We start from the raw sequence: 23452 nt of genomic DNA, 5'->3' as shown, positions 1-23452 counted from the left end.
CTGACGTCATTGGCGAGCTGCCAGGTCTTGGCCTGGTCGCTGCTGGCGACCTCCAGCGTCTGGCTGGAGACATCGATACCGATAAAAACACAGTCGGACACGTCCTCTCACTCCCATCCTTGTCTATGCGAACTTCAAGTTCCTACAACCGTTCGGGCTGCAAGAAAGGACGGTCCGGCTCAGGCGCCCAGTGCTCAGTCACGGGCTTCACGCATCCCAGAGGCCGCTCGGGCTACCCGAGCCGGTCCGAGGCTTAAAGATACAAGGACCTGCCGGCCTGCCGGTCAATGCCGGCCGGCCGCTTCCACGGAGCGCAGCGCGGGCCGTTCGGTGAGCAGGTCGGCCGCCTCCACCGTTTCCAGCCGCGTCGAGCGGGTCAGCTCGCGCTCCAGGCGGCGCACCCGGTCCTCGTACATGCGCGCCAGGGCGGCGTGGTGCTCGGCCGCAGCCTGGTGCTCGATGCGCGCCATCTGTGCCTCCTGCAGCAGCACGGTGGCGCGCTTGAGGTAGGCGTTGGGATTGAAGCGAAGAAGATCGAGGAGCATGGCCATCTCCATGGAGTGGGAATGCGTCCATCCTTGCCCCTCCGGCCGCCGCGCCGTGTCAGCCGTTTGCCCGTCTGCGGCACCGCTTCCGTGCAGATGCCAACTTTTTCAGTCTTCGGGCATTTTTCAGCCCAGCCCCCACGGCGCCGGTACCTGCCGCGCGATGCGCGAGAACAACGCCTGGTAGTCCGCCTCCGGCGCGGGCGCATGGCCGGCGAGCGGGTCGCGGTTGCGGCCGAAGGCTTCGTCCAGCTCGGCCCAGTCCTCCTGGGTCAGCACGCGCTCGGCCAGGGGCAGCAGCTCGCGCTCCTCCATCGCCATGTGGGCCAGGTAGAAGTCGATGTAGCGCTGCACCGCTTCCTCGAAAGCGGCGCGGCGCGGCTCGCCGAGCATCTCGAAGGCCAGCAGGTCGTGCTCCAGGTCGCGCACGCGGCGCTCGCCGCGCGCGTGGTCGGCGTCGAGGTGGTCGAGCAGGTCGCGCGACAGCGGCGTGCGCGCGCGCAGCTTGGGAAAGAGCAGCTCCGACTCCTGCCGGTGATGGCGCTTCTCGGGGAACTCGTCGATGTAGAACAGCATGGCGCGCAGCACCTCGAAGTCGGGCAGCGTGCCCTCGCGCCGGTGATGGGCCAGCAGCAGCGGGATGGTGCGCAGCATGGCGGCCAGCGCGGTGTGCTCTTCGCGCAGGATGCGCAGGGTGGCGTGGGTCATGGCTGTCTCCTGATATGACTGGAGACTGCCATGCGCCGGGACGCGCAGCCTTGCCGCAGATCAAAGCGCGCGCCGTTCAGCCGGCCAGGTCGAGCGCGTCCTGCGCCTCGTCGTCGAAGCCTTCCATCGGCTGCGCGCGGGCCAGCGCCATCCAGACGGCAAAGGGGATGCGCTCCACCGGCCGGCAGGTGGCGGCGCGCGCCACCACCAGCCGCTCGCCCTGCTGCACCAGCACGCCGCAGCCGTCGGGGATCTCCTCCGGCTCGGCGATGGGCCGGCCCCGGGCGTCGCGGCCCAGCACGTACCAGCACTCGCCGCCCAGGTCGAGGTACGCGGCGCGCTTGTCGGCCTTGCGCAGGTCGCCCAGCAGGTCGGCGCGGCTGACCTTGACCTCGTGCACGACGGGCTGGGCGTAGGCCTCGACGCTGGTGTTGCGGATGGAAAAGACGTCGGGCCGGGCGATGCACCAACGGGGCTTGCCGCCCTCTTCCAGCGGCGCCAGCCGCGCGCGCAGCGTGAGGCCGCGCCAGGCGATGCGGCCGCCGCGCGTCATCTCGCGCGCCACCTGCTCGACCAGCGCCTCGTGCGCCGAGAGCGCGCCGCGGTTGCGCTGCAGCGAGCCGGCGATGTGCGCGATGCCGGCGTCGCTCACGCGCAGCGTCTCGTGGCCCTGCGGCGAGCGCACGCGCTCCAGCAGGCCGGCGGCCAGCAGGTCGATCTCGACGGGATCGCAGCACGGCCAGCCGGCGGAGCGGTAGACCTCGCGCAGCCGCCGCGCGTGCATCCGCGTGAGCGCCGGCGACGGCGGATCGACCACGGGCGGCGGATGGCCCGGCTCCACCTGCGGCGGATCGGCCGGAGGCGGGTCGCCCGCCGGGGGCGGCGGCAGCACGATGGGCGGCGAGACGGGCGGGGGCGGCGGCTGCGGCACGTCCGGCGCGGGCGGCGGCGGGCCGATGGGCGTTTCCCCCGCGTCGGCGGGACGGGCATGCAGGAGGGCGGCGGTCATGGTGTGTCAGCGTAGTTCAAGGCGGGCCACCTCGTGGGCTCACAAGAAAAATGCCGGGCCGCCCCAAGTTTTTCTTGTCTCCCTCGGGGGGGCGGGCTGGGCGCAGCCCAGCCCTGGGGGCCTTCAATGGAAATCGCGGCTGCGCTGCCCTTGCGCCAGCCGGCCGAGCCAGGGCGTGAAGTCGCGGAAGGCCTCGGCCACCAGGTGCTGCACCTTGCCGCCGCTGTCCTCGTCGCGCTGCCAGATGCCGCGCACCGCCAGCAACTGCGACTTGAGCAGCGGCTCGCGCCATGCCTCGACGACGTGGTTCCACACGATGACGTTGACCGGGCCGGTCTCGTCCTCCAGCGTGACGAAGATGGTGCCCCTGGCCGTCTGCGGGCGCTGGCGCACGGTGACGATGCCGCAGGCGCACACGAGCGTGCCGTGGGGCAGTTCGCTCAGTTGGCGGGCGCTCAGCAGATGGCGCCGCGCGAGGCGCGGACGCAGCAGGGCCAGCGGGTGGCGGCGCAGCGTGAGGCTCAGCGCGGCGTAATCGCCCACGATCTCCTCGCCTTCCGCCGCCAGAGGCAGCTGCAGCGGCGCCTCGTGCACCGGCACGCCGCGCAGCAGCGCGGACGTCCGGCGCGGCGCCGTGGCTTCCCACACCTGCTGGCGCCGGTGCCCGGCCAGGGCGCGCAGGGCCTCGGCACCGGCCAGCGCGGCCATGTCGCGGGTGCCCAGGTCGGCGCGCAGGGCGAGGTCTTCCACGCTGGTGAAAGGCGCCTGCGCGCGGGCGTCGACCAGCCGCTGCGCGCCCTCCTTGCTCAGGCCGGCGATGCGCGACAGGCCCAGGCGCACGGCCGGCTGTCCCGCATCGCCCTGGCAATGGACGTAGCGCGGGTCGAGGTGCGGCGACGGTGCATCGGACGCACGCGGCTCCAGCGTGCTGTCGATGCCGCTGACCATCACGTCCACCGGCCGCACCTCCACGCCGTGGCGGCGTGCGTCCTGCACCAGCTGCGAGGGGGTGTAGAAGCCCATGGGCTGCGAGTCGAGCATGGCCGCCAGGAAGCAGGCCGGCTCGTGCCGCTTGAGCCAGGCGCTCACCGTCACCAGCTTGGCGAAGCTGGCGGCGTGGCTCTCGGGGAAGCCGTAATCGCCGAAGCCTTCGCACTGGCGGAAGATGTCCTCGGCGAACTGGCGGTCGTAGCCGCGATGCACCATGCCTTCCACCAACTGGTCGTGGAACTTGTCGATGCCGCCCTTGCGCTTCCACGCGGCCATGGCGCGGCGCAGGCGGTCGGCTTCGTCGGCGCTGAAACCGGCGGCGATCATGGCGATCTGCATCACCTGCTCCTGGAAGATGGGCACGCCCAGGGTGCGTTTGAGCGCCGCGTCGAGCGCCGGGTAGGGTGTGTGGATGGGCTCCTTGCGCCGCAGCTTTTCGCGGTTCTTCAGGTACGGGTGCACCATGCCGCCCTGGATCGGGCCGGGCCGCACGATGGCGACCTCGATCACCAGGTCGTAGTAGCAGCGCGGCTGCAGGCGCGGCAGCATCGACATCTGCGCGCGGCTCTCGATCTGGAACACGCCGATGGTGTCGGCCTCGCAGATCATGTCGTAGGTGGCGTCGTCGTCCACCGGCAGGTGGTGCATCTCGGTGTGCGTGCCGCGCCAGCGGTTCACGAAGTCCAGGCCGCGGCGGATGGCGCTGAGCATGCCCAGCGCCAGCACGTCGACCTTGAGCATGCCCATGTCCTCCAGGTCGTCCTTGTCCCACTGGATGACGGAGCGGTCCTTCATCGCCGCGTTCTCCACCGGCACCAGGCGCGTGAGCTTCTGCTCGGCCAGCACGAAGCCGCCCACGTGCTGAGAGAGGTGGCGCGGGAAGCCCTTGAGCGCGCGCGTCAGCTCGATCCACAGCTTCAGGCGGTGCAGGCCCTCGTGCACGCCGGCACGCTGCATCGCCTCTTCCAATCGCTGATCGAGCACCGGGTCGTCGAACCAGTAGTGGTCCTTGGCGAAGGCATCGACCAGCCGCTCGTCGATGCCCAGCGCCTTGCCCACGTCGCGGATGGCGCTGCGCGAGCGGTAGCTGATGACCACGGCGGCAATGGCGGCGCGCTCGCGGCCGTATTTCTTGTAGACGTACTGAATGACCTTTTCGCGGTGCTGGTGTTCGAAGTCGACGTCGATATCGGGCGGTTCTTCGCGTGCGCGGCTCAAGAAGCGCTCGAACAGCAAGGTGCTGTCTTCGGGGTTCACGGCCGTGATGCCCAGGCAGTAGCACACCGCCGAGTTGGCCGAAGACCCGCGACCCTGGCAAAGGATTCCTTCGTCGCGGGCGAAGCGCACCACGTCCTCGACCGTGAGGAAGAACATCTCGTATTTCTTCTCGGCGATGAGCGCGAGTTCGCTCAGTACCTGCTGGCGCACCTTGTCGGGAATGCCGTGCGGATAACGCTCGTGCGCCCCGGCCCAGGTCTTGCGCGCCAGGGTCTCGGTCGGCGTCTCGTGCTGCCCCACTACCTCCAGCGGGTACTGGTAGTGCGCACGCAGTTCCTCCAGCGAAAAGCCGCAGCGATCGCGCACCACCATCGTGTTCGCCAGCAGCTCGGGCGGATAGACCTGTTCCAGCCGCAGCCGCGGGCGCAGGTGGCGCTCGGCATTGGCCTGCCGCGCGAAGCCGCACTCGGCCACGGTGCAGCCTTCGCGCACGGCGGTGAGCACGTCCAGCAGCGGCTTGCGCGAGCGCACGTGCATGCACGCGCCGCCGGCCGCCACCAGCGGCACCCCGGCGCGTCCGCCCACTTCGCGCAGCGTGGCCAGCCAGAGGGCATCGTCCAGTTCGCTGAAGAGCTCGACGGCCAGCCAGCAGCGGCCCGGGAACAGGGCCGCTGCCTGCGCCAGGTCGGCGGCGATGGCGTCCGCGTCGGCCGGGCGCCCCGGCCGACGCCGCGGCACGAAGAGGACCTCGCATTCCCGCAGGCCGGCCAGGCGCTGCGGCTCCCAGTCCAGCCGGTAGCTGCCCTTGTCCGCATGCATGCGCGCGTGCGTGATCAGTTCGCACAGGTGGCCCCAGCCCGTCAGGTTGCGGGCCAGCGCCACCAGGGTGAAACGCTCGAACACGAACTCGCTGCCGTAGAGCAGGCGGAAGTCGGGGTTGCGCGGCGTCTTCGGCCGCTCGGGGTGGAGGCGCTCCTCCTCGTCGAGCGCCTCGATGTACTCCTTCAGTCCCGACATCGCCCGCACCACGCCAGCCACCGAGCATTCGTCGGTGATGGCCAGGCCACGGTATTGCAGCCGCCAGGCGCGCGCCGCCAGTTCCCCCGGGTGCGAGGCGCTGCGCTGGAAGCTGAAGTTGGTGAGGCAGTGCAGTTCGGTGTAGTCGGGCAGGCCGCCGGCGATCGGCGGGGCGAGCATCGGCTCGTTCGCCGCGGCCAGCGCCTGCCGCGCGCGCCGGCGGCGCATCTGCACTTCCTTGTCGCCCAGGTCAGGCATACAGGCCCTGCAGGAACCAGCGGGGCGCCTGGCCGGGCATGCCTGCCGATGCGCGCTCGCAGTAGACCCACACCAGGCCGGCGCCCGGGCTCTCGGCCACGTAGTAGTCGCGCCGGGCGGGCTCGCCCTCCTCCCACCAGCCGTCGCCTTCCAGCCGCTGCGGCCCCGCGAGCCGACGCAGCGGGCCATGGAACTGAGGGTGTCCCTCCCGCAGCTCCAGCGCCACGGGCTCGCGCAGCAGCCACGCGGGCAGCAGGCCGGTGCCGGGGCCCTCCTGCGCAGGCGCAGCCGCCGGCTGCGCCTGCACGGCCGGCACCCAGGCCTGCATGCGCTCGGGGCGGTGGTCGGCCTGCGGGCGGGCGCGCAGCACCCGCTGCGGGCCCAGGCGGGCGCTGAGCTTTTCCACCAGCTGGTGCAGCGGCTCGCCGGGGCGGTTGTCCTCGGGCAGGAAACTGCGCGCCGCGCCGGCCCAGGGCGCCGTCTCCAGCACGTGCAGGCGCAGCCAGCCGGTGGGCGCGGCCAACTGCGTGAGGGCCAGCCGCTCGGCCAGCAGGCGGCGCAGGTGGGCCATGTCCTGCGTCGGCTCGGCGGTGCGCACCACCAGTTGCTGCTGGCGCGGCAGGTCGACGCCGTTCAGGCGCTTGAGGTCCAGCGTCCACTCCAGCGCGAAGGCCAGCACGCCGCGCTGGCGCGCATGCAGCCACAGGCGCAGGCCGGCCAGCAGGCGCTGGGCGGCCCACAGCAGTTCCGGCGCGCGGGTGGCCAGGGCGGGCAGCTCGATGCGCTGGCTGAAGGTCTCGGGCAGGGTGAGCCAGGCATGCCGCTCGGGCCGCCGGCCCCAGGCGATGTCCAGCGCCTCGCGCAGTTCGGGGCCGAAGCGCCGCGCCAGCCCGCCGCGCGGCAGGGCCGCGGCCTGCCCCCAGGTGTGGCAGCCCATGCGGGCCAGCACGTCCAGGTGCGGCCGGGCGGCCGTCAGCGTCCACAGCGGCAGTGCGGCCGGCAGTTGCTGCGGCGGACGCTGGCCGGCGGCATACAGGCGCAGCCGCGCCAGCGCGACCAGGCTGGTGGCGCCCTGCACCCGCCGCACGGGCACGGGGGCCGGGTTCTCGGCGGCCATCTGGCGCATCAGCGCCTGCCGGCCGCCCCACAGGCGCTCGCAAGCCGCCACCTCGAGCAGCAGCGCCTCGTCCAGCCAGGCGACGTGCGGAGTGAAGCGCAGCGCCCACCAGCCCAGGGCCTCGGGCGCGGGCATGGCCGGCGCCGGCGGCTCCGGCGGCTCAGGCGGCCACCACAGCGCCAGCCAGTGCATGGCCCGCCTCCTGAAAGCCGGTGCGGCGCGGCCGGCGCGGATCGAGCCGCAGCACGGTGGCACCGCCGCCGGCGGATGCGGCATCGGGGACGGCCATCCGCCGGCGCCGGCCGGCGGCGGCCAGCAGCGCCGCCATGTGCGCGCTGCGCGCGGGCAGCGCCAGCGGCGCGGCCATCGGCGGGCCGCGCCGCTTGAGCACCTGCACGTCCAGTTGATCGGGTCGGCCCTCCGACGGCGCCACGCGCAGCCGCAACCGCGCCGGCGAGGCGCCCTCCCTGTCCGCCTCGGGCCGCAGCACGAACAGCAGCGCCGCGTGCCGCGCAGCGGCCAGCTGCAGGCGGCGCAGTTCGGCCGCCCGCGCCTGGGGCAGCCACGCCAGGACGGCGGCGACACCGGCGCAGCGCAGCGCCTGCTCGCAGGCCCAGAGCCGTTCGGCCGCCGTCTCGGCGCGCACCCACAGCAGCGCCTGCACCGGCAGGCCGGCGCCGGCCAGGGCCGGGCCGAAGGGCTCGTGCGGCGGGCCAACCAGCACCACCGGGGCCTGCCGCTCGGCCACCGCCGCCGCCAGGGCCGGCAGCAGCAGCGGCCACACGGGCGCGTCGGGCGCGGGCTGCAGCAGTTCGGTGAGCGTGCCCACCGGCCAGCCGCCGCCGGGCAGTTGCGCGTCGAGCGCGGCATGGCCGGTGGGCCGGGCCGGGCCGTCGGCGGCGCCCAGCTCGTCGCCCCGCCAGAGGTCGGCGCAGGCGGCGAGTGCCTGGGGAAACGGGGAGGAGGATGGAAGTGCGGACATCGAATAACTGTATTTATATACAGTTATCGACGCCTTGGGCAACACGCCGGAGTGTCCCGCCCGGACATTTGATCCGAAATTGCAACCAAACTTTGCCTGCCGTTTACGCAAGCCCTTTACGCTTGCAACTTTCGCACGCCTATCCGGCTCTTGCGAACCGATCTCCTCGAAGGAACACCCACCTTGAGCTTCTTCCATCTGCCGGGCTTGGCCGTGACGGTCTGCGCCCTCGCCCTGCTGGGCGCCTGCAAGGACAAGCCCCAGTCCGCCTCCCCCGCGCTGCCCGAGGTGATGGTGCGCGCCGTCCAGCCGCAGACCGTGCCGCTGCACGCCGAACTGCCCGGGCGCACCGCCGCCTTCATGGTGGCCGAGGTGCGGCCCCAGGTGGGGGGCATCATCCGCAGCCGCCCCTTCACCGAGGGCAGCACGGTCAAGGCCGGCCAGGTGCTCTACGAGATCGACCCCACGCCCTTCCAGGCCGAGGTGCAGCGCGCCGAGGGCGCGCTGGCCAACGCGAAGGCCACGGTCGCCTCCACCCGCGCCCTGGCCGAGCGCTACAAGGCGCTGCTGCCGCAGAAGGCGGTGAGCCAGCAGGAGAACGACAACGCCCAGGCCGCCTACGAGCAGGCCAGGGCCGCCGTGAAGGTGCAGGAGGCGGCGCTGAACACCGCCCGCATCAACCTGCAGTACACGAAGGTGACGGCCCCCATCGCCGGGCGCACCAGCCGCAGCGCGGTGACGCCCGGCGCGCTGGTGTCGGCGGCGCAGGCCACGCCGCTCTTGACGATCTCGCAGCTCGATCCGATCTACGTGGACATCGCACAGTCCAGCACCGAGGTCCTGCGCCTGCGCCAGGCGCTGGCGGCCGGCCGGCTCGACCGCGGCGACGCGGCCCAGCGCGTGGTGCTGATGCTGGAGGACGGCAGCCGCTACGCGCACGAGGGCCGCGTGCAGCTGACCGAGGTGACGGTGGACCCGAGCAGCGGCTCGGTGACGCTGCGCGCGCGCTTCCCCAACCCCGAGGGCCTGCTGCTGCCGGGCATGTTCGTGCGCGCCGTGGTGGACGAGGGCAGCACGCCGCAGGGCATCGTGGTGCCGCAGTCGGCCGTGCTGCGCGACCGGCGCGGCAACCCGATGGTGCGCGTGGTCACGGCCGACAACAAGATGGTGGAGCAGCCGGTGGCGATCGCCCGCTCGGTGGGCACCCGCTGGCTGATCAGCGAAGGCCTGAAGGCCGGCGACCGGGTGGTGCTGGCGGGCGGCCAGCACGTGCAGCCGGGTGCCACGGTCAAGCCGGTGGACGAGCCGCCGGGCGCCGCCCCCACGCGGGACAACGGCTCCCAGGCCGCGCCCGCCGGCGCCGTCGCGTCGGCCGACGTCGCACGCAAGCCCTGACCCGGCCCCAGCGCGATGATTTCCCGCTACTTCATCGATCGGCCCATCTTCGCGTGGGTCATCGCCATCACGATCATGCTGGCCGGCGCGCTGGCCATCCACCTGCTGCCGCTGACGCGCTACCCCACGGTGGCGCCGCCCTCGGTGAGCATCTTCGCCTACTACCCCGGCGCCAACGCGCAGACGCTGGAGAACAGCGTCACGCAGGTGGTCGAGCAGCAGCTCACCGGCCTGGACGGCTACCTCTACATGACGGCGCGCAGCGATTCGTCGGGCCGCGTGCAGATGCTGGTGAGCTTCCAGCCCGGCACCAACCCCGACACCGCGCAGACGCAGGTGCAGAACCGCGTGCAGCAGGCCATGCGGCGGCTGCCCACGGCCGTGCAGGAACAGGGCGTGACGGTGCGCAAGGCCGGCGTGGCCACCGACCTGTTCGCCACCATCTACGACACGACCGACCGCATGACGCCGGGCGACGTGGCGGACTTCCTGGTCAGCGACCTGCAGGACCCGATCAGCCGCGTCAACGGCGTGGGCGAGGTGCAGGCCATCGGCGGCCAGTACGCCATGCGCATCTGGCTGGACCCGTTCAGGCTGCGCGGCTACGGCATGACGCCCGACGACGTGCAGGCCGCGGTGCAGGCGCAGAACGTGCAGCTGGCCGCCGGCCAACTGGGCGACCAGCCGGCGCCGCCGGGCCAGGAGCTCAACGCGGTGGTCAACGCGCAGTCGCGCCTGCGCACGGCCGAGCAGTTCCAGGCCATCCTGCTGCGCAGCAATCCCGACGGCTCGAAGGTGCAGCTCAAGGACGTGGCGCGCGTGGAGCTGGGCTCGTACAGCTACACCTTCAGCGGCAACTTCAACGGCCACCCCGCCTCGGGCATCGCGGTGCGGCTGGCGCCCGACGCCAACGCGCTCGAATCCATCGCCGCCGTGAAGGCGACCATCGAGCGGCTGCGCCCCGCCTTCCCCGCCGGGCTGGACGTGTTCTACGCGCTGGACACCACGCCCTTCGTCGAGCAGGCCATCCACGACGTGGTCAAGACGCTGCTCGAGGGCATCGTGCTGGTGGTGCTGGTGATGTTCCTGTTCCTGCAGAACTGGCGCGCCACGCTGATCCCCGCCATCGCCGTGCCGGTGGTGCTGCTGGGCACCTTCGGCGTGCTGTCGGTGGCCGGCTACTCGATCAACATGCTGACCATGTTCGGCATGGTGCTGGCCATCGGCCTGCTGGTGGACGACGCCATCGTGGTGGTCGAGAACGTCGAGCGCCTCATGGCCGAGGAGCACCTCTCGCCGCGCGAGGCCACGCGCAAGTCGATGGGCGAGATCACCGGCGCGCTGATCGGCATCGGCGTGGTGCTGTCGGCCGTGTTCCTGCCGATGGCCTTCTTCGGCGGCGCCACCGGCATCATCTACCGCCAGTTCTCGATCACCATCGTGGCGGCCATGGCGCTGTCGGTGCTGGTGGCGCTGGTGCTCACGCCGGCGCTGTGCGCCACGCTGCTCAAGCAGCACGACCCGGAGCACCAGAAGAAGACCACCGGCTTCTTCGGCTGGTTCAACCGCTTCTTCGACCGCCAGGTGGCGCGCTACGACGGCAGCCTGCGCAAGCGCCTGCCGCGGCGCGGCCTGTTCATGGCGATCTACCTGTTCATCTGCGCCGGCATGGTGCTGATGTTCATGAAGACACCCACCGGCTTCCTGCCTGACGAGGACCAGGGCTCGATCATCATCAGCTACACCCTGCCCGAGGGCTCCACGCTGGAGCAGACGCGCGCCGTGGCCGACCGCATCAGCAAGCACTTCCGCGAGAAGGAAGCGCGCAACGTGGACGGCGTGTACCTCTCGCCGGGCTTCAGCAACGCCGGCTCGGGGCAGAACCAGGGCCAGGCCTACGTGCGCCTGAAGGACTGGAGCGAGCGCCCCGGCGCCGAGAACAGCGTGTTCGCCATCCGCGACCGCGCGCGCGAGGCGCTGTCGCGCGACCCGCAGGCGCGCCTGATCACCGTCATCGTGCCGCCGGCCGTCTCGGGCCTGGGCAACTCGGCCGGCTTCGACCTGCAGCTGCAGAACATCAGCAGCATGCCGCGCGATCGCTTCCTCGAACTGCGCAACCAGCTGCTGGACACGGCCCGCAAGGATCCGGACCTGCGCCAGGTGCGCTTCTCGGGCCTGGAGGACCAGCCGCAGCTGCAGGTGGACATCGACCGCGCCAAGGCCGGCGCGCTGGGCATCGGCCAGGGACAGATCAACACCCTGCTGGCCTCCACCGTGGGCAGCGTGTACCTCGGCGATTTCATCGACCGCGACCGCGTCAAGAGCGTATACATGCAGGCCGACGCGCCCTTTCGCATGAACCCCGAGGACATCGGCCTGTGGAGCCTGCGCACCGGCAGCGGCGCGATGACGCCCTTCTCGGCCATCTCCGAATCGCGCTGGGTCCACGGCCCCTCGGCGCTGTACCGCTACAACGGCATGCCCTCCTTCAACATCCAGGGCGAGGCGGCGCCGGGCTTCAGCTCGGGCGATGCGCTCAAGCGCATGGAGCAGTACGTGGCGCAGCTGCCGGACGGCGTGCAGGGCGCGTGGACGGGCCTGTCCTACCAGGAGAAGCTCGCCTCCGGCCAGGCGCTGGCGCTGTACCTCGTCTCGCTGCTGGTGGTGTTCCTGGCGCTGGCGGCGCTGTACGAGAGCTGGAGCATCCCGGTGTCGGTGCTGCTGGTGGTGCCGCTGGGCATCGTGGGCGCACTGGTGGCGGCCAACCTGCGCGGCATGGACAACGACATCTTCTTCCAGGTGGGCCTGCTCACCACCATGGGCCTGGCGGCCAAGAACGCGATCCTGATCGTGGAGTTCGCGGCCGAGGGCGAGCGCCGCGGCCTGCCGGTGTGGGACGCCGTGCTGCAGGGCGCCAAGCTGCGGCTGCGCCCGATCCTGATGACCTCGCTGGCCTTCGTGGCCGGCGTGACGCCGCTGGCCGTGGCCACCGGCGCCGGCTCGGGCAGCCAGCACGCCATCGGCACCGGCGTGATCGGCGGCATGGTCACGGGCACCGTGCTGGCGATCTTCTACGTGCCCCTGTTCTACCTGGTCGTGCGCAGCATCGGGCGCCGCAAGACGCCGGCCCACGCGGCGCCGGGCGGAGAAGCCGCCGCGTGACGCCCCCGCCGGCCGTGCGCGAGGCGCTGGCCGCAGCGCGGCGCATCACCGTGCTCACCGGCGCCGGCATGTCGGCCGAGAGCGGCATCCCCACCTTCCGGGGCGCGCAGAACGGGCTGTGGGTGCGCTTCGACCCGCAGCAGCTGGCGACGCCGGAGGCCTTCGCGGACGACGCCGAACGCGTGTGGGCCTGGTACGAGTGGCGCCGCCTGCTCGTCGCCCAGGCGCAGCCGAACGCCGGCCACCGCGCGCTCGCCGGGCTGGCGGCGCGGCCCGGCCTGGAAGCGCTGGACATCGTCACCCAGAACGTGGACGACCTGCACGAGCGCGCCGGATCGCGGGACGCCATCCATCTGCACGGCAGCCTGTTCGCGCCGCGCTGCTGCGGCTGCGGCCGGCCCTTCGACGCCGCGCTGTCCGGCCAGAACACCGCCTCGCCGCTGGAGCGCCTGGCGCCGCCGCGCTGCCCGGCCTGCGGCGGCGCCGTCCGGCCGGGCGTGGTGTGGTTCGGCGAGGCGCTGCCCGAGGGCCCCTGGCAGCAGGCGATGGAGGTGGTGGCGCAGGCCGACCTGCTGCTGGTCGTCGGCACCTCCGGCCTGGTGCAGCCGGCCGCCAGCCTGCCCGCGGTGGCGCGCCGGCAGGGCACGCCCGTGGTGGTGATCAATCCCGAGCCGATGGCCGGCACCGAGCCCGGCGACCTGTACTGGGCGGCCACCGCGGCCCGGGCGCTGCCGCTGCTGCTGGCCTGAGCGGCGGCGCGCTCAGCCGGGCCCGAGAAAGCGCAGCAGCCGCGCGTCGAACGCCTGCGCCGCCTCGAACTGCACCCAGTGCCCCGCGCCCTCCACGATGCAGCCCTCGCGCAGCGGATGCCCCCGGGTGAGCGCGGCCACCAGCGCGCGGGCGTCGGCCGTCACGTCGCGCTCGCCCCACAGCAGCAGCTGCGGTACGCCGCGTTCATCCATCGCGTCCAGCGCCTGCTGCAGGCCGCCGGCCAGCGAGGCGTCCTTGCTGCGGAAGCGCGTGGCATGGCAGGCGATGTCGTGGATCTCGAAGGCCAGCGCGTCGAGGGCGGCCGGGTCGTGCAGCATCAGCGCCTTCAGGTTGTGCGCCAGCGCCGCGCGCTCGGCGTCCCGGTCGGGCGCGGCGCGCCAGTTGACCATCTCCACCGCCAGGTGGCGCAGCGTCGCATGGCCGCCGGAGCCGGCCAGCGCCAGCCGCGCGATGTGCCCGCGCTGTACGGCGAGCTTCGCGGCGACGATGCCGCCGAAGGAAAAGCCGCCCAGGGCGATGGGCGTCCCGGCGCCCACGAGGCCGCCCAGCGTGCCTTGCAGCACGTCCAGCAGCGGCTGCAGCGGCGCCTGGCCGGCGGCGGGCGCGGGCGGCGCGTCGGAGCCGAGATAGCCCGGCAGGTCGGGCAGCCACAGCGCCCGCCCGGCGCTCAGCGCCGGGACGTTGCGCAGCCAGTGCATCCAGCTGCCGTGGCCGCCGTGCAGCAGCACCAGCGGCGGGCCTGCCGCATCGGCCGGGCCGAAGCGGCGCCAGCGCATGCGGGTGCCGGCATGGACGGCGTCGTGGACGGTGGCCAGGGCCTCGGTGCGCGCGATCAGGGCGCGGGCCGCCGCCTCGTCGGCAGCGGAGAAGACGGGTTCGGGCACGGACATGGCGGCGATTGTGGCCGGTGCCGGTGCCTTGCGACCCCGGCATGGCAGGCATGCGCGGCCGCTGCGAGGCCATTCACTCACCGATGCCGAACAACGCACGCAGCGCGTCGCGCAAGACCTGCTCGCCGACGACGTCGGCGTCTTCGTGCACGGCACCCTCGACGAGCACGAAGCGCTTGGGCGCAACGGCCCGCTCGTACAGGGCGCGGCCCAACTGCGGCGAGATCATGGTGTCGCCGCCGGCGTGCACCACCAGCAGCGGCGAGCCCACCTCGGCGATGCGCGACGCGGCATCGAAATGCTGCGTCAGCAGCGGCGCCACCGGCAGCCAGCCCCAGCGGGTGCTGCGCAGCACGTCCAGCGAGGAGGTGAAGGCGCCTTCGACGATGAGGCCGTCCTCGTCCTGCACCTCGGCCGCCAGCCGCACCGCCACCGCGGCGCCCAGCGAATGGCCGAACACGAAGCGGCGCGACTGCGGATGCGCACGCGCCAGCCACTGCCAGGCGGCCCGCGCGTCTTCGGCGACCAGAGTCTCGGAGGGCATCGCCGCGCTGCTGCGGCCGAAGCCGCGGTAGTCGATGCCCAGCACCGAGAAACCCTGCCGGTGCCACTGCCGCATGCGCGGAGCGCTGGCGCGCACGTCCCAGCGCACCCCATGCAGGAACAGCAGCACCGGCGCGCCGGGCTGCGCCTGCGCCAGCCACAGGCCGTGCAGACGCACGGCCTGCCCCGCCTGCTCCGGGTGCTGCGAGACATAGTCGATCCAGACGTCCTGCATGCCTGCGGCGGCCGCATCGCCGGGCGCCCAGCCGCGATCGCCGGGCATGAAGATCCAGCGCCGCTGCTCGTGGTCCACCACCGCGCAGCCGGCCAGCGCCAGGCTGGCGGCCAGCAGCGTCCAGAGCCGGAAGGCGGCGCGGCGCATGGCGCGAAGACCGGGAAAAGCCGCAGCAGCGCGGCTCAGCGCCCGCCGGCCGCCTCGCCGAAGCGGTAGCTCGACACGGCCAGCCCGCCGACGAAATCGTCCTGGTGGTAGATGCGCACGCCCGGCTCGTCGCCCGCGGCGCCGACGGCCACCATCAGCGGCAGCAGGTGCTCCTCGCGCGGGTGGGCGATGCGCGCGGCCGGGGCGGCCTCCCAGGCCAGCAGGCCCTGCTCGCGCTCGGCCGGGCCGGCATCGACCACGGTGCGGGTCAGCCAGTCGTCGAAGGCCTTCGCCGGCGCCGCCGCCTGCGGCCCGAAGGCGCGCAGGTTGTGGTAGCTCAGGCCGCTGCCGACGATCAGCACGTCTTCGTCGCGCAGCGGCGCCAGGGCGCGGCCCAGCGCGAGGTGCTCGGCCGGATCCAGCCCGCGCTTGAGCGACAACTGCACCACCGGCACGTCGGCGTCCGGGTAGATGGCCTTCATGGGCGAGAACATGCCGTGGTCGTAGCCGCGCTCGGCATCGAGCGCTGCAGGCAGCCCGGCCGCCGTCAGCAGGCCGTGCACGCGCTCGGCCAGCGCCGGGTCGCCCGGCGCGTCGTAGCGCACGCTGTAGGTGTGCAGCGGGAAGCCGCCGTAGTCGTAGACCATCGGCGGATGGGGGTTCGCCTGCACGGTGAAGGCGGGGCGCTCCCAGTGGGCCGAGACCATCAGGATGGCGCGCGGCCGGCGGCCGATCTGGCGCGGCATGTCGGCCAGCGCGGCCTCCAGTTGCGCGTAGGTGTCGCCCATCTCGGCCTTCATCCAGGGCCAGGGGCCGCCGCCGTGGGAAATGAAGTAGGTCGGGAGCCGGTTCGTCGTCGTGGTCATCGCATGGGTCCTCGTGGCATGAATGTAAGGATTGCCCAGGCGGAAATCGATGGCGCTACATTCAATGGTCGATTTCTCCTGGAGAAAGCATCGCCATGGACCGCCTGACCAGCCTGCGCCTGTTCCGCGAGGTGGTGGAAGCCGGCAGTTTCGCCCGCGCCGCCGAGGCGATGGGCCTGTCGGCGCCCATGGCGAGCAAGCACGTGGCGCAACTGGAGCGCCGCCTGGGCGTGCGCCTGCTCAACCGCTCCAGCCGTCACCTGAGCCTGACCGAGGCCGGCCGCGCCTGGTACGAGCAGAGCAGCCAGGCGCTGGACCTGCTGGACGCCGCCGAGGCCGCGCTGGGCAGCCGCGCCGACGCCACCCCGCGCGGCCTGCTGAAGGTGAGCGCGCCGGTGTGGTGCGCCACGCCGCGCATCGCCCGCCTGCTGGCCGACTACCGGGCGCAGTGCCCCGAAGTGCTGGTCGACATGCACCTGGCCAACCGCCGGGTCGACCTGGTGGCCGACGGCTTCGACCTGGCGCTGCGCGCCACGCAGGAGCCCTCGCCGGCGCTGATCGCGCGGCCGCTGTGCCCGGTGCCCTTCCACCTCGTCGCCGCGCCCGGCTACCTGCGGCGCGCCGGCGCGCCGCAGGCGCCGGCCGACCTGGCGCGGCTGGCCGCCATCGTGCCCAGCTACGTCAACCTGGAGGGCCTGAGCCTGCGCGGCCCCGGCGGGCGCCAGGCGGCGCTGCGGCTGGCGCCCGCGCTGCGCTCGGACGACACCACGCTCACGCTGCACGCGGTGCGCGCCGGCATGGGGATGGCCTACCTGCCCGGCTGGCTGGTCGACGAGGACCTGGCCGCCGGCACCCTGGCAGAGCTGCTGCCGGCCTGGCGGGCGCCGGCCAACACGCTGTTCGCCGTCTACACCAGCCGCCAGTACATGGCGCCCAAGCTGCGCAGCTTCATCGACTTCCTGGCGGCGCGGCTGGCCGCGTGAGAACCCGCGACGGCGGCGCGGTCTTCCCGCACCGCGGCCGCCCGGCGGCGCACACTGAAGGCGCGCGTGGACGAGAGACCCTTCGGACACGGCGTCGGAGAAACAGGCAGCAGCCTCCGTGAGGCCACCTCCCGTGGCCTCGGTGCATTGCGAAGGGGATGCCCGCCGCAAAGCCAGCAGGCTGTCACCCAGGACCCGGCGCACCGGAGATCATCCGCCAGCGTGAAAGGGCGCCCGAACGGCGCCCTTTCTCATGTCCGTCCCCGGCAGGATCCCGGCCGCGCCGCTACAGTGGCGCGCTTTGCCCCGGGAGACACCGCGCCTTGCCGTTCCGCTTCTTCGAAAAGCTGCTTTCCCCCTACCCGCCCGCCGAGCCGGCGCTGCCGCCCAAGGGGTTCTTCGCCTTCCTGTGGGCCTGCACCGAGGGCACGCGCGGCGCCGTGGCCTGGATGGCGCTGCTGACGGCCGTCATGTCGGCCTTCGAGGCGCTGCTGTTCGGCCTGCTGGGCCGGGTGGTGGACTGGCTGGCCGGCGTGGCGCCCGGGCGCCTGTGGGCTGAGCGCGGCACGCCGCTCGCGTGGCTGGCGGTGGCGCTGGCCGCCAGCATCGTGGTGGTGGCGCTGCAGACCATCGTCAAGCACCAGGTGCTGGCGATCAACCTGCCGATGCGCCTGCGCTGGAACTTCCACCGCCTGATGCTGGGCCAGAGCATGGCCTTCTACCAGGACGAGTTCGCCGGCCGCATCACCACCAAGGTGATGCAGACCGCGCTGGCGGTGCGCGACACGTTGTTCGTGCTGGCCGACGTGCTGGTGGCGATGGCGACCTACGTGGCCACCATCGTGGTGCTGGCGGGCGTGTTCGCGGGCGCGCTGGTGTGGCCCTTCCTGGGCTGGCTGGCGCTCTACCTGCTGGCGATGTGGTATTTCGTGCCGCGCCTGGGGCGCATCGGCAAGGCGCAGGCCGACGCGCGCTCGGTGATGGTGGGCCGCGTGACCGACGCCTACACCAACATCGCCACCGTCAAGCTGTTCTCGCACACGCACCGCGAGGCCGCCTTCGCCCGCGCCGCGATGCAGGACTTCGCCCGCACCGGCTACGCGCAGATGCGCCTGGTCAGCGCCTTCGAGATCGTCAACCACGCCCTGGCGATGGGCCTGGTGGCAGGCATGGCGGGCGCAGCCCTGTGGATGTGGGACCACGGCGCCGTCGGCGTCGGCGCCGTGGCCGCCGCCACGGCGATGGCGCTGCGGCTGCAGGGCATGTCGCACTGGATCATGTGGGAGACCACCAGCCTGTTCGAGAGCGTGGGCACGGTGCAGGACGGCATCAACACGCTGAGCCGGCCGCGTGCGGTGGTGGATGCACAGGATGCGAAGCCGCTGGCCGTCACGCAGGGCGAGGTGCGCTTCGACGACGTCACGTTCAGGTACGGCGAGGGCAAGCCGCCCGTCATCGACCGCCTGAGCCTGACCGTGCGGCCGGGCGAGCGCATCGGGCTGGTCGGCCGCTCCGGCGCGGGCAAGTCCACCCTGGTGAACCTGCTGCTGCGCTTCCACGACATCGAGTCGGGCCGCGTGCTGATCGACGGGCAGGACATCGCCCACGCGACGCAGGACTCGCTGCGCGCCCACATCGGCATGGTCACGCAGGACACCAGCCTGCTGCACCGCTCGCTGGCCGACAACATCGCCTACGGCCGGCCCGACGCGACGGAGGTGCAGATCCGCGCCGCCGCCGAGCGCGCCGAGGCCAGCGGCTTCATCGACCAGCTCACCGACCTGCACGGCCGGCGCGGGCTGGCGGCGCACGTGGGCGAGCGCGGCGTCAAGCTCTCGGGCGGGCAGCGCCAGCGCATCGCCATCGCGCGGGTGATGCTCAAGGACGCGCCCATCCTGCTGCTGGACGAGGCCACCAGCGCGCTCGACTCCGAGGTGGAAGCGGCCATCCAGCAGAGCCTGAACACGCTGATGCAGGGCAAGACCGTGATCGCCATCGCGCACCGCCTCTCGACCATCGCCGCGATGGACCGCCTGATCGTGCTGGACGCCGGCCGCGTGGTGGAGGAAGGCACGCACCGCGAGCTGCTGGCGCAGGGCGGCCTGTACGCGCGGCTGTGGGCGCACCAGAGCGGGGGCTTCCTGGGCGAGGAATGAGCCCGAGGCCATCCTGATGCGCGCACCACGCCTCGTCCCCGACATCGCCGACGCGCTCGACGACGACCCGCAGCGCGATGCCCGCGTGCAGGCCCGGGTGCGCGAGCGCCAGGCCGACGAGGTGCTGGCCTACCTGCACCGCCTGCCCTGGTCGTACCCGGGCTACCTGATGCTGGCGGCGGTGGCCTACCAGCACGGCCTGCGCCTGTCGCCGGCGGTGTGGCTGGTCCTGGTCGCGCTGCTCACCGCCCATCGCTGGCGGCAGGCCCGGCAGGCTGCGCGGCTCGCACCGGCAGGGCGCGCCCAGGCGCTGCCGGGGCTGCTACGCGGCTTCTGGCTGTCGGGGCTCGTCATCGCCGGCATCGTGCCCTTCGTCTTCGCGCAGCCGGGCACCGACTTCGCGCCGCAGGCGGTGACGGGCATCCTGATGCTGGTCCTGGCCGTCGGCGCCGACGGCGTGGCCGGCTCGGCGCGCGGCTTCGCCGGCATGGCGATCCCGCCCACGCTGGCCCTGTCGGCCGCCTGGCTGCTGCGCGGCACGCCGCTGGACGCGCTGATCGCCCTGGGCCCCTGGCTCGTCTTCCTCCTGCTGCTGTCCGGCGTGCGCGACCGCGCCCGCACCATGCGGGCGCTGATGCGGGTGGTCGACGCCAACGCGCAGCTCTCGCAGGTGGCGCGCGAGGAGCGCGACCGCGCCCGCGAGGCCAGCGCCGCCAAGACGCGCTTCCTCGCCTCGGCCAGCCACGACCTGCGCCAGCCGCTGCATGCCATCGGCCTGTTCGGCGCGGCGCTGGAGCATGAGCTGGCGGGCCACGCTGCCCAGGCCAACGCGCGGCGCCTGATGGGCGCCGTGCGCACGCTGACCGGCTCGCTGGACGCGATGCTCGACATCTCGCAGCTCGACGCCGGCGTGGTGCGCCCCGACCGCCGGCCGCTCGCGCTGCAGCCGCTGCTGGCGCAGTTGCTCGACGTGTTCGAGCCGCAGGCTCATCGCCGCGGGCTGCAGCTGCGCATCCACCCCAGCACGCTGTGGGTCGACAGCGACGCGCTGCTGCTGCAGCGCCTGCTGGGCAACCTGGTGGACAACGCGCTCAAGTACACGCGCCGCGGCGGCGTGGTGGTGCGCGCCCGGGCGCGCGGCGACCAGGTGTGGATCGACGTGCGCGACACCGGCATCGGCATCGCGCCGGCCCTGCAGGCGCGCGTGTTCGAGGAGTTCTACCAGGCCGGCAACCCGGAGCGCGACCGCGCGCACGGCCTCGGCGTGGGCCTGTCGATCGTGCGGCGCCTGTCGCAGTTGCTGGACCACCCGATCACCCTGCGCTCGCGCGAGGGCCGCGGCAGCGGCTTCCGGGTTGTGCTGCCGGCGGCCGCGCCGCAGGATGCCGCATCGCCTCCCGCGCCGGCGCCCTCTCCTGCTCCGCGCACGAACCTGCCGCGCCGGGTGCTGGTGCTCGACGACGACGCCGATGCCCGCGGCGCCATGCTGGAACTGCTGGTCGCCTTCGGCATTCCGGCCGAAGGAACCCACGACGAAAGCCACGCCCTGGCCGCCTGGCAGCAGGCGCACCAGGCCGGGCGGCCCTTCGAGGCCGTGCTGTGCGACTGGCGCCTGGCCGGCGGTGCCGACGGGCTGGCGGCCGCGCAGCGCCTGCGCGACGCGGGCGGCGGCGGGGTGCTGGTGCTCATGGTCACCGGCGAAACCGATCCGGCCCAGTTGCAGCGTCTGCACGCCAGCGGCCTGCCGGTGCTGTTCAAGCCGGTGGAGGCGCGGCGGCTGATGGCCGCGCTGGCCGGCGCACCGCAGAATGCGGACCGATGAAGACCCTGCTGATCGTCTACCACAGCCTCACCGGCGGCACGCAGCAGATGGCCGAGGCCGCCGCGGAAGCGGCCCGGGCGCAGGAGGGCGTGGCAGTGCGTCTGCAGCGCGCGGTGGACACCGGCCCGGACGACCTGCTGGCCGCCGACGGCTACCTCTTCGGCACGCCGGAAAACCTGGCCTCGATGGCCGGGCTGATGAAGGACTTCTTCGACCGCTGCTACTACCCGGTGCTGGGCCGGCTCAACGGCCGTCCCTACGCCGCCATGATCTGCGCCGGCAGTGACGGCCAGAACGCGCTGCGCCAACTGGACCGCATCGCCACCGGCTGGCGCCTGCGCACCGTGGCGCCGGGGCTGATCGTGTGCACCCACGCGCAGACGCCGGAGCGCATCTTCGCGCCCAAGCAGATCGGTGCCGAGGACCGCGCGCGCTGCGCCGAACTGGGCGGCGCGCTGGCGGCCGGGCTGGCGCTGGGCGTGTTCTGAACCGGTCGGTCCTCAATCCCAGTCGTCGCCGGCGGAGCGCAGCATGCCGGCCACGCTCACGGCCAGCATCACCAGCCCGCTGACCATCACCACGGCGCTCTTCTGGCCGGGCCGCATGCCGGAATCCCACCAGTAGGAAAAGCCGCCGAGCAGCGCCAGCACCACGCCCAGCGCCTGGAACAGGTAAAGCAGGATGGCGCGCGGTACGCCCTCGCGCCAGGCAAAGGCATTGGCGCATGCCGCCGTGGCCAACAACACGGTCAGCGTCTTGAAGCTCATCCGATCCCTCCCTGGAAACAGGCCGCCTGGGCCTTTCAAATTCTATGGTCCAATTTTGGGTTCCGCGCCCTGGCCGCCCGGCCCTGCCGGGTGCCCCGGGCGCGCCCGGACCGCATCCTTCCAGAGCACCATGAGCACCATCCTCCAATCCCTCCCCACCGGCCAGAAGGTCGGCATCGCCTTCTCCGGCGGCCTGGACACCAGCGCCGCGCTGCTGTGGATGAAGAAGAAGGGCGCCCAGCCCTACGCCTACACCGCCAACCTGGGCCAGCCCGACGAGCCCGACTACGACGAGATCCCGCGCAAGGCGCTGGCCTACGGCGCCGAGAAGGCCCGCCTGGTGGACTGCCGCCAGCAGCTGGTGGCCGAGGGCATCGCCGCGCTGCAGGCCAACGCCTTCCACGTCTCCACCGGCGGCGTGACCTACTTCAACACCACGCCGCTGGGCCGCGCCGTCACCGGCACCATGCTGGTGGCCGCCATGAAAGAGGACGACGTCAACATCTGGGGCGACGGCAGCACCTTCAAGGGCAACGACATCGAGCGCTTCTACCGCTACGGCCTGCTGACCAACCCCGGCCTGAAGATCTACAAGCCCTGGCTGGACCAGACCTTCATCGACGAGCTGGGCGGGCGCAAGGAGATGAGCGAGTTCCTCATCGCCAACGGCTTCGACTACAAGATGTCGGTCGAGAAGGCCTATTCCACCGACTCCAACATGCTCGGCGCCACGCACGAGGCCAAGGACCTGGAGCACCTGAACAGCGGCATCCGCATCGTCAACCCGATCATGGGCGTGGCCTTCTGGAAGCCCGAGGTGGAGGTCAAGCCCGAGGAGGTGCGCGTGCGCTTCGAGGAAGGCCGCCCGGTCGCCCTCAACGGCAAGCGCTTCGACGACCTGGTCGCGCTGATGGAAGAGGCCAACCGCATCGGCGGCCGCCACGGCCTGGGCATGAGCGACCAGATCGAGAACCGCATCATCGAGGCCAAGAGCCGCGGCATCTACGAGGCCCCCGGCATGGCGCTGCTGCACATCGCCTACGAGCGGCTGGTCACCGGCATCCACAACGAGGACACGATCGAGCAGTACCGCATCAACGGCCTGCGCCTGGGCCGCCTGCTCTACCAGGGCCGCTGGTTCGACCCGCAGGCCATCATGCTGCGCGAGACGGCGCAGCGCTGGGTGGCGCGCGCCATCACTGGCGAGGTGACGCTGGAACTGCGCCGCGGCAACGACTACTCGCTCCTCGACACCGAGTCGCCCAACCTCACCTATGCGCCCGAGCGCCTGAGCATGGAGAAGGTGGAAGACGCGCCCTTCAGCCCCGCCGACCGCATCGGCCAGCTGACCATGCGCAACCTCGACATCGTCGACACCCGCGCCAAGCTGGCGACCTACGTGCAGGCCGGCCTGCTGGCCAAGCCGGAGGGCACCGAGCTGCCGCAGATCAAGGACGCGTCGCGCAAGTGAAACGGACGGCTTGCGTGCCAAGCCGACGGAAAGAAAGGGCGGCCCGCGAGGCCGCCTTTTTCTTTGCCGCGGCGACCGTCGCCAACGTGCGCGTCCCACGGCCGCCGCGCGGCTAGATGTGAAGTGTCAACAGGTTCTTTCGAGGAATCGATAGACGGGTGATTGGAGCAGCCAAGTTGATACTGTGGTGGGGGCGGTGCCAGTTGTAGAAGTGATTCCACAAGGACAAGGCCGCACGGCGCTGGTCTGAGTTGGCGTAGGCGTGGCCGTAGGCCCACTCGCGCAGGGCGGACTGGATGAAGCGCTCGGCCTTGCCATTGGTCTGGGGTCGGTAGGCCCGGGTGAACTTCTGGGTGATGCCCATCTCCAGGCAAGCCTGGCTGAACAGGCCCGAGCGAAA

19 protein-coding genes and 1 pseudogene are annotated in these 23452 nt (G+C 72.4%); 8 read left to right on the top strand and 12 right to left on the bottom strand.

Going from position 1 to position 23452, the window contains the following annotated elements; all coding sequences use genetic code 11:
* The 7 genes and pseudogenes from Q392_RS34230 to imuA all read right to left on the bottom strand — a co-directional run.
* A pseudogene (locus tag Q392_RS34230) lies at positions 1–101 on the bottom strand (IS110 family transposase); the annotation flags it as partial.
* 183 nt (positions 102–284) lie between these two features.
* Positions 285–545 (bottom strand): hypothetical protein, encoded by a 261-nt coding sequence (locus Q392_RS23095; RefSeq protein WP_038213087.1) that lies wholly within the window; start codon positions 543–545, stop codon positions 285–287.
* A gap of 126 nt (positions 546–671) precedes the next feature.
* A complete protein-coding gene (locus tag Q392_RS23090; protein ID WP_038213078.1) occupies positions 672–1253 on the bottom strand; it encodes a hemerythrin domain-containing protein in 582 nt (193 codons plus the stop codon).
* A 76-nt stretch (positions 1254–1329) separates the two neighbouring features.
* Positions 1330–2262, bottom strand: coding sequence for a hypothetical protein (locus tag Q392_RS23085; RefSeq protein WP_051953880.1), 933 nt, complete (start codon positions 2260–2262; stop codon positions 1330–1332).
* 123 nt (positions 2263–2385) lie between these two features.
* Positions 2386–5667 carry an error-prone DNA polymerase gene (locus tag Q392_RS23080; RefSeq protein ID WP_425425197.1) on the bottom strand — a complete coding sequence of 1094 codons (3282 nt, stop codon included), beginning with the start codon at positions 5665–5667 and terminating at the stop codon, positions 2386–2388.
* Between the two features lie 70 nt (positions 5668–5737).
* On the bottom strand, positions 5738–7054 hold the full coding sequence (locus Q392_RS23075; RefSeq protein WP_038213073.1) for a DNA polymerase Y subunit UmuC family protein: 1317 nt from the start codon (positions 7052–7054) through the stop codon (positions 5738–5740).
* Positions 7023–7844, bottom strand: coding sequence for a translesion DNA synthesis-associated protein ImuA (gene imuA / locus Q392_RS23070; RefSeq protein WP_038213069.1), 822 nt, complete (start codon positions 7842–7844; stop codon positions 7023–7025). The genes Q392_RS23075 and imuA overlap by 32 nt, the downstream gene beginning before the upstream one ends.
* Before the next feature lie 183 nt (positions 7845–8027).
* Between imuA and Q392_RS23065 the strand changes: the two genes are divergently transcribed.
* Genes Q392_RS23065 through Q392_RS23055 form a run of 3 tightly spaced genes read left to right on the top strand, consistent with a single transcriptional unit; the run spans position 8028 to position 13150 of the window.
* A complete protein-coding gene (locus tag Q392_RS23065; RefSeq protein ID WP_038213062.1) occupies positions 8028–9239 on the top strand; it encodes an efflux RND transporter periplasmic adaptor subunit in 1212 nt (403 codons plus the stop codon).
* A gap of 18 nt (positions 9240–9257) precedes the next feature.
* Positions 9258–12401, top strand: a complete 3144-nt coding sequence (locus Q392_RS23060; RefSeq protein WP_169748332.1) for an efflux RND transporter permease subunit — start codon at positions 9258–9260, stop codon at positions 12399–12401.
* Entirely contained in the window at positions 12398–13150 is a 753-nt protein-coding gene (locus tag Q392_RS23055; RefSeq protein WP_051953879.1) for an SIR2 family NAD-dependent protein deacylase, read from the top strand. Before Q392_RS23060 ends, Q392_RS23055 begins: the two co-directional genes overlap by 4 nt.
* 12 nt (positions 13151–13162) lie before the next feature.
* Here Q392_RS23055 and Q392_RS23050 read toward each other — a convergent pair whose 3' ends face one another.
* The 3 genes from Q392_RS23050 to Q392_RS23040 form a co-directional block, all read right to left on the bottom strand.
* Positions 13163–14062: an alpha/beta fold hydrolase gene (locus Q392_RS23050; protein ID WP_038213055.1), complete on the bottom strand. Its 900-nt coding sequence runs from the start codon at positions 14060–14062 to the stop codon at positions 13163–13165.
* A gap of 73 nt (positions 14063–14135) precedes the next feature.
* Complete coding sequence (locus tag Q392_RS23045; protein ID WP_038213052.1) at positions 14136–14987, bottom strand: alpha/beta hydrolase; 852 nt, start codon at positions 14985–14987, stop codon at positions 14136–14138.
* A 35-nt stretch (positions 14988–15022) separates the two neighbouring features.
* The gene (locus Q392_RS23040) at positions 15023–15853 is read right to left on the bottom strand and encodes a DODA-type extradiol aromatic ring-opening family dioxygenase (protein WP_038213047.1); all 831 of its coding nucleotides are present in this window, start codon (positions 15851–15853) and stop codon (positions 15023–15025) included.
* 95 nt (positions 15854–15948) lie between these two features.
* On the opposite strand from Q392_RS23040, the gene Q392_RS23035 reads away from it, so the two are divergent.
* The 4 genes from Q392_RS23035 to Q392_RS23020 all read left to right on the top strand — a co-directional run bounded on the left by Q392_RS23035 (position 15949) and on the right by Q392_RS23020 (position 21302).
* Positions 15949–16836 (top strand): LysR family transcriptional regulator, encoded by an 888-nt coding sequence (locus Q392_RS23035; protein ID WP_038213044.1) that lies wholly within the window; start codon positions 15949–15951, stop codon positions 16834–16836.
* A 323-nt stretch (positions 16837–17159) separates the two neighbouring features.
* Positions 17160–18992: an ABC transporter ATP-binding protein gene (locus tag Q392_RS23030; RefSeq protein ID WP_038213040.1), complete on the top strand. Its 1833-nt coding sequence runs from the start codon at positions 17160–17162 to the stop codon at positions 18990–18992.
* A gap of 16 nt (positions 18993–19008) precedes the next feature.
* Positions 19009–20814: a sensor histidine kinase gene (locus Q392_RS23025; protein WP_051953878.1), complete on the top strand. Its 1806-nt coding sequence runs from the start codon at positions 19009–19011 to the stop codon at positions 20812–20814.
* Complete coding sequence (locus Q392_RS23020; protein ID WP_038213037.1) at positions 20811–21302, top strand: flavodoxin family protein; 492 nt, start codon at positions 20811–20813, stop codon at positions 21300–21302. Before Q392_RS23025 ends, Q392_RS23020 begins: the two co-directional genes overlap by 4 nt.
* Before the next feature lie 12 nt (positions 21303–21314).
* Here Q392_RS23020 and Q392_RS23015 read toward each other — a convergent pair whose 3' ends face one another.
* A complete protein-coding gene (locus tag Q392_RS23015) occupies positions 21315–21581 on the bottom strand; it encodes a hypothetical protein (protein WP_038213034.1) in 267 nt (88 codons plus the stop codon).
* A 130-nt stretch (positions 21582–21711) separates the two neighbouring features.
* On the opposite strand from Q392_RS23015, the gene argG reads away from it, so the two are divergent.
* The gene (gene argG, locus Q392_RS23010) at positions 21712–23052 is read left to right on the top strand and encodes an argininosuccinate synthase (protein ID WP_038213032.1); all 1341 of its coding nucleotides are present in this window, start codon (positions 21712–21714) and stop codon (positions 23050–23052) included.
* A gap of 112 nt (positions 23053–23164) precedes the next feature.
* Here the strand turns inward: argG and Q392_RS23005 are convergent.
* Positions 23165–23452: integrase core domain-containing protein (locus Q392_RS23005; RefSeq protein WP_038213029.1), on the bottom strand; the 288-nt coding region annotated here is incomplete at its 5' end.

This window comes from Xenophilus azovorans DSM 13620 (assembly GCF_000745855.1).
Lineage (GTDB): Bacteria > Pseudomonadota > Gammaproteobacteria > Burkholderiales > Burkholderiaceae_C > Xenophilus > Xenophilus azovorans.
The sequence above is the reverse complement of the archived record's forward strand: the minus strand, read 5'-3'. Positions and strand labels throughout refer to the sequence as shown.